This is a genomic window from bacterium (assembly GCA_030654305.1).
In the GTDB taxonomy this organism is placed as follows: Bacteria; Krumholzibacteriota; Krumholzibacteriia; order LZORAL124-64-63; family LZORAL124-64-63; genus PNOJ01.
On the sequence record JAURXS010000376.1, the window covers coordinates 1 to 5,567 of the forward strand.

Annotated in this window: 6 protein-coding genes and 4 tRNA genes; all 10 read left to right on the plus strand. The window is 71.2% G+C overall.

The features are described from left to right. Positions 1–804, plus strand: an 804-nt coding sequence (locus tag Q7W29_10780; GenBank protein ID MDO9172305.1) for a phenylacetate--CoA ligase family protein, incomplete at its 5' end; no start/stop codon positions are given. Positions 805–818: 14 nt separating this feature from the next. Further along, a complete protein-coding gene (locus Q7W29_10785; GenBank protein ID MDO9172306.1) occupies positions 819–1,733 on the plus strand; it encodes a hypothetical protein in 915 nt (304 codons plus the stop codon). Between the two features lie 16 nt (positions 1,734–1,749). Further along, a complete protein-coding gene (gene ispF / locus Q7W29_10790; protein MDO9172307.1) occupies positions 1,750–2,241 on the plus strand; it encodes a 2-C-methyl-D-erythritol 2,4-cyclodiphosphate synthase in 492 nt (163 codons plus the stop codon). Continuing rightward, positions 2,238–3,200 (plus strand): D-alanine--D-alanine ligase, encoded by a 963-nt coding sequence (locus Q7W29_10795; protein ID MDO9172308.1) that lies wholly within the window; start codon positions 2,238–2,240, stop codon positions 3,198–3,200. Before ispF ends, Q7W29_10795 begins: the two co-directional genes overlap by 4 nt. Before the next feature lie 29 nt (positions 3,201–3,229). Then, the gene (gene cysS, locus Q7W29_10800; protein MDO9172309.1) at positions 3,230–4,693 is read left to right on the plus strand and encodes a cysteine--tRNA ligase; all 1,464 of its coding nucleotides are present in this window, start codon (positions 3,230–3,232) and stop codon (positions 4,691–4,693) included. A gap of 122 nt (positions 4,694–4,815) precedes the next feature. After that, positions 4,816–4,891: transfer RNA gene (locus Q7W29_10805), tRNA-Thr, on the plus strand. A 25-nt stretch (positions 4,892–4,916) separates the two neighbouring features. Continuing rightward, a tRNA-Tyr gene (locus Q7W29_10810) sits at positions 4,917–5,002 on the plus strand. Between the two features lie 102 nt (positions 5,003–5,104). After that, positions 5,105–5,180: transfer RNA gene (locus Q7W29_10815), tRNA-Gly, on the plus strand. A gap of 49 nt (positions 5,181–5,229) precedes the next feature. Further along, positions 5,230–5,305, plus strand: a tRNA-Thr gene (locus tag Q7W29_10820). Positions 5,306–5,417: 112 nt separating this feature from the next. Further along, a partial coding sequence (locus tag Q7W29_10825; protein ID MDO9172310.1) for a GTP-binding protein occupies positions 5,418–5,567 on the plus strand: 150 nt, incomplete at its 3' end.

The window sequence follows — 5,567 nt, forward strand, 5'->3', positions numbered from 1 at the left end:
ATGCGCCTGGACGAGGCCTCCGTGCGGGAGTTCGTGGCCGGCTGGCGCCGGCTGCGCCCCGGCCTGCTCTACGGGCACGCCCACTCGCTGTACCTGCTGGCGGGCATGCTCGAGGAGATGGGCGAGCAGCTGCGGCCGGACGGGATCGTCGCCACCAGCATGATGCTCCTGCAGCCCGAGCGGGAGGTGATCGAGCGCGTCTTCGCGCGGCAGGTGACCAACCGCTACGGCTGCGAGGAGGTCAGCCTGATCGCCTGCGAGTGCGAACGCCACGCGGGCCTGCACCTCAACGCCGAGCACGCCGCCGTCGAGCTGCTGCGCGACGACGGCAGCTCGTGCTCTCCTGGGGAGGACGGCCGGATCGTCATCACCGAGTTCGTGAACCTGGGCATGCCGATGCTGCGCTACGAGGTGGGCGACCGCGGCGTGCTGCACGACCGGCCCTGTTCCTGTGGCCGCCCTTCACCGCTGCTGCGCACGGTCACCGGCCGCACCGCCGACTTCCTGGTGGCGGCCGACGGGAGCCGCGTCGCCGGCATCTCGCTGATCGAGAACACGCTGACGCGCTACCCCGGCATCGCGCAGCTCCAGGTCGTCCAGGAGGTCGTCGGCCGGGTCGAGCTGAACGTGGTGCGCGCCGCCGGCTGGGACGAGGCGGTCGCCGCCGCGCTGACGGGCGTCTTCCGCGACTCGCTGGGCGGCGCCGAGGTGGTCCTGCGCTTCGTCGACACCATCCCGCGCGAGCCCAACGGCAAGTACCGCTTCTCGATCTGCCGGGTGCCCGGTGTCAGGAGCGGCGCATGACCAGGACGCAGCCTATGAAAAAGACACGCCGCATCCTGGCCTGGTTCTTCGTCGGGGCGGCGCTGCTGGTCCCCTTCGTGGTGCCGGTGCCCGGCAGCCTCGAGCGCATGCAGCCCCTGCGTTCCCTCGGCGTGATCGCCCACTGGGGGCTGCCCTGCGCCCTGACCTTGCTGCTGTGGCGCCGGGGACCCCTGCGGGGGCGCCTGTTCGCGGCGGCCGCCGCGGCCTGGCTGCTGACGGCGGGCTGCGAACTGGTCCAGGGCTTCGTGGGTCGCCACCCGCGCTGGGAGGACGCCGGCGTGGACCTGGCGGGCGTGGTCTCGGCCGTCGGCTGGGTGCTGGCGCGAGCCCGCGGCCGGCGCGCCGCCTACGCCCTGGTGCTGGCGGGCTTCGCGCTGGTCCCCTACCTGCTGCGCGACCTGCCGGGCATCGTGCGCGGCAGCCGGCTGGCGCAGGCGCGGTTCCCGCTGCTGGCCGACTTCGAGGACGACCGCGAGTTCGCCCTGCTCGGCGACAACGACGAGGGGGGCGGCGTCTTCTGGGTGGGCGCCGGCGCGGGCAGCTCGTCGCGGGTCCTGAACCTGCGCGCCGAAGCGGGCGACGTCTACCCGGGGGTGGTGATCCGCGGTCTGCCGCGCGACTGGTCGGCCTGGCGGACGCTCGCCTTCGACGCCCGCCTCGCGGGCGCGGGTGCGGAGGAACTCACGGTGCGGCTGGACGACTTCCAGGGCCGCAGCGATCCGGTGTGGATCGGGGAGAGCTTCCGGCTCGGGCCGCAATGGACGCGCTGCGTCATGGACCTGCGCGCCGCGCGGCCACGCGAAGGCGCGCGGACATTCAGGTTGGACGACATCGACAGTATGCTATTCTTCCTGGGCCGCCCCGAGGGCGGCGTCACCGTTCAACTGGACAACGTCACCCTGGAGTGAGGCCGTGCGGATCGGGATGGGATGGGACCGCCACCGGCTGGTGGCCGGGCGGCCCTGCCTGCTGGGCGGGGTGCGCTTCGAGGACTGCCCGGTCGGCCCGCTGGGACACTCCGACGGCGACGCGGCCGCCCACGCCGTCGTCGACTCGCTTCTCGGCGCCGCCGCCCTCGGCGACATCGGGCGCCACTTCCCGGACGACGACCCGGCCTGGGCCGGCGCCGACAGCCTCGACCTGCTCGCCCGCGCGACCGCCCTGGTGCGCGCCGCGGGCTGGCGGGTGGGCAACGTGGACCTGACCCTGATCCTGGAGCGGCCCCGCATCGCGCCGGCCGCCGAGCGCATGCGGGCGGCGCTCGCCGGCGCCCTCGGCGTCGGCCCGGAAGTCGTGTCGGTCAAGGCGACGCGCGGCGAGGGGCTCGGCCCCGAGGGCCGCGGCGAGTGCGTGACCGCGATGGCGATCGCCCTGCTGTTGCCGGCGGCACGGGGCGCGGAAGGAGACCCGGCGTGAGCGCGTTCACGAGCCTCAAGGTGCTGGTCCTGATGGGCGGCGACAGCCGCGAGCGCGAGATCTCCCTGCTGAGCGGCGCCGCGGTGGCCCGCGCGCTCGCCGATCTGGGCCACGCGGTGGTCGCGCGCACGCTGACGCGCGTCGGCGACGTGCTGGAGATGGACGACCTGCGCGCCTGGGATGTGGTGTTCCCCGCCCTGCACGGGGGGATGGGGGAGGACGGCCGCCTGCAGGCCCTGCTCGACGTGCTGGACGTGCCCTACGCGCTGTCCGGCCACCTGGCCAGCGCGCTGGCCATGGACAAGGCCGCCACCAAGCGGATCCTGCGCTCCGCGGACATCCCCACGCCGGACTGGCTGCTGGTCACCCCTGATCGTGAAGGCGTGGCCTGGCCGGACCGCGACCAGCTCCTGAAGCGCGTCGACGCCGAGCTGGGCTGGCCGGTGGTCGTCAAGCCCAACGCGGACGGTTCGAGCGTCGGCGTGCGCATCGTGGCCCAGCCGTCGGAGTTCGCGGCGGCGTTCGACGAGGCCGCGGCCGGCGGCCGCGACGTGCTGCTGGAGTCGTACGTGCCCGGGCGCGAGCTGACCGCGGCGATCCTGCTGGGCCGGCGGCTGCCCCTGGTCGAGATCGTGCCCCACGACGGCTTCTACGACTTCGGGAACAAGTACACCACCGGCGCCAGCGACTACCTGTGCCCGGCCCCGGTCCACTCGCCGCTCTACGAGCGGATCAGCGGCGACGCCCGCCGGGCCTACGACCTGCTGGGCTGCCGAGGCCTGGCGCGGGTCGACTTCCGCCTCGACGGCTCCCGCTATTCCTGCCTCGAGGTGAACACCATCCCCGGCATGACCGACACCAGCCTGGTGCCCAAGGCCGCCGCCGCGGTCGGCATCCCCTTCGCCGCCCTGGTGGACGACCTCTGCCGCGACGGCGTCCGGCGCGGCGCGAACCGCTGACCGACCACCCGCCCCGAGGAGCGAGCGCGATGGCCCTGCATGTCTACGACCACGTCACGCGGACCCGGCGCCTGTTCGCCCCCGTCCACCCCGGCAAGGTGGGCATGTACGTCTGCGGCATGACCGTGCAGGACAAGCCGCACGTGGGGCACATGTTCGCCTTCGTGGCCTGCGACATGATCCGCCGCTACCTCGAGCACCTGGGCTACGCGGTGACCCACGTCCAGAACTTCACCGACATCGACGACAAGATCATCGTCAAGGCGCGGCAGGAGGGGATCGACTTCCGGGTCGTCTCGCAGCGCAACATCGATCTCTACCACGAGTACGCCGCCACCCTGAACATCCGGCCGGCGCACCGCTACCCCCTGGTCACCGACCACATCCCGGAGATCGTGGCCTTCACCGCCGACCTCGTCGCCAAGGGCCACGCTTACGCCGCCGGCGGGGACGTGTACTTCAAGGTGCGCAGCTGGGACGAGTACGGCTTCCTGTCCGGCCGCCATGTCGACGACATGCGCAGCGGCGTGCGCATCGAGGTGGGGGAGGCCAAGCTGGACCCCCTGGACTTCGCGCTCTGGAAGACAGCCGCCCCGGACGAGCCCGGCTGGGACTCCCCCTGGGGGAGGGGCCGCCCGGGTTGGCACATCGAATGTTCGGTCATGGCCACCAAGTACCTCGGGCCGCACTTCGACTTCCACGGCGGGGGTCGCGACCTGCTGTTCCCCCACCACGAGAACGAGTGCGCGCAGAGCTGCTGCGGCACCGGCCAGAAATTCGTCAACTTCTGGCTGCACAACGGGTTGCTGTTCCTGGGCGACAAGAAGATGTCGAAATCCGACGGCAACTTCTTCGCCATGGGCGACGTGCTGGCCCTGTTCCCGGCCGAAGTGATCCGCTTCTTCCTGCTCAACGCCCACTTCCGCAGCCAGATCGACTATGGCGAGGACCGCCTGCGCGAGGCCGGGGTCGCCTACGACCGCCTGCGGCGCGGGGTGCGCCGCCTGGCCGAGCGTCGCGCGTCCGGCGTCCCGCCCGTGCCCGAGGGCCTGCTTTCCGGCCCCGGGGAGGCCTTGGCCCGTGCGGTCCGGGAGCACCGGCGGCGCTTCTTCGCCGCCATGGACGACGATTTCAACTCCGCCGGCGCGATCGGCGTCCTGTTCGGCCTAGTGCGCGACCTGAACCAGTACGACGCCGCCGCGGGGCCGGAACTGCTGGACGGCGGCCCCCTGGACGAGGCCTGGGCCCTGTTCGAGGACGCCGACCGGATCCTGGGCCTGCACCGCGAGGGACTGGCCGGACTGGTGGCGGTCGCCGCGCCGGTGGTGCCGCAGGAGGTCCTGGACCTGGTCGCCGAGCGGGTGGCGGCCCGGGCCCGGCGCGACTGGGCCGCGGCCGACGCCCTCAGGGGGCGGATCGCCGACCTGGGCTTCTCGGTCGAGGACGGACCGGGGGGTTCGACGGCCCGTCCGACGGCTCCCGGCGGCGATTAAGGCGCCTTTCTCCTTGACACTTGCGGATTTCAGCCTGTATATTGCGAGGCCCGTCGAATCCGGGGTCGCGAAGGGACGGCCGGCCATCCGGCTGTCTTTCGTCGTCCTGTGTCCGGGAACGGGCTGGCGTAGCTCAACTGGTAGAGCTCCTCACTTGTAATGAGGGGGTTGGGGGTTCAAGTCCTCTCGCCAGCTCCAGCTCGCCTGGTTGCGGCTTTCAAGTGGCGGGGTTCCCGAGCGGTCAAAGGGAACAGACTGTAAATCTGTCGGCGGATGCCTTCGATGGTTCGAATCCATCCCCCGCCACCAGGCATACATGCGGAACGCAGGCGCGACGGATCTCGCCCGCGATCGGGAACGATCAGGATCGGATGGGATCGGCGACGATCCGGTCCGACGTGAAACTCGGGGGCGGGAGTAGCTCAGTTGGTAGAGCATCAGCCTTCCAAGCTGAGGGTCGCGGGTTCGAATCCCGTTTCCCGCTCCACGAAGACGGATCTTCCAGCCGGCGACGCCGGCGCGATAACAGGAACCGGGCCCACGTAGCTCAGCCGGTAGAGCACTTGCATGGTAAGCAAGCGGTCAGCAGTTCGAGTCTGCTCGTGGGCTCCATCCTGTATCTCGAGTGCCTGTACGTGAACCTTTACAGCATCGGGACGTAGGGTCAGGGCTCGTGTCCGACGGGTGCCTGGATGATTCATGCCGCTTCAGGAGGATGCCACTGATGGCTCGCGCAAAGTTCGAACGGACGAAGGAACACGTGAACGTGGGGACGATCGGTCACGTGGACCACGGCAAGACGACGCTGACGGCGGCGATCACGGAGATCCTGTCGAAGAAGGGCCTGGCGGACTACGTTCCGTTCGACCAGATC

Coding starts and splice junctions, on each gene's coding strand:
- ispF (MDO9172307.1), top strand. CDS start 1,750: ATGGGATGGGACCGCCACCGGCTGGTGGCCGGGCGGCCCTGCCTGCTG.
- Q7W29_10785 (MDO9172306.1), top strand. CDS start 819: ATGAAAAAGACACGCCGCATCCTGGCCTGGTTCTTCGTCGGGGCGGCG.
- cysS (MDO9172309.1), top strand. CDS start 3,230: ATGGCCCTGCATGTCTACGACCACGTCACGCGGACCCGGCGCCTGTTC.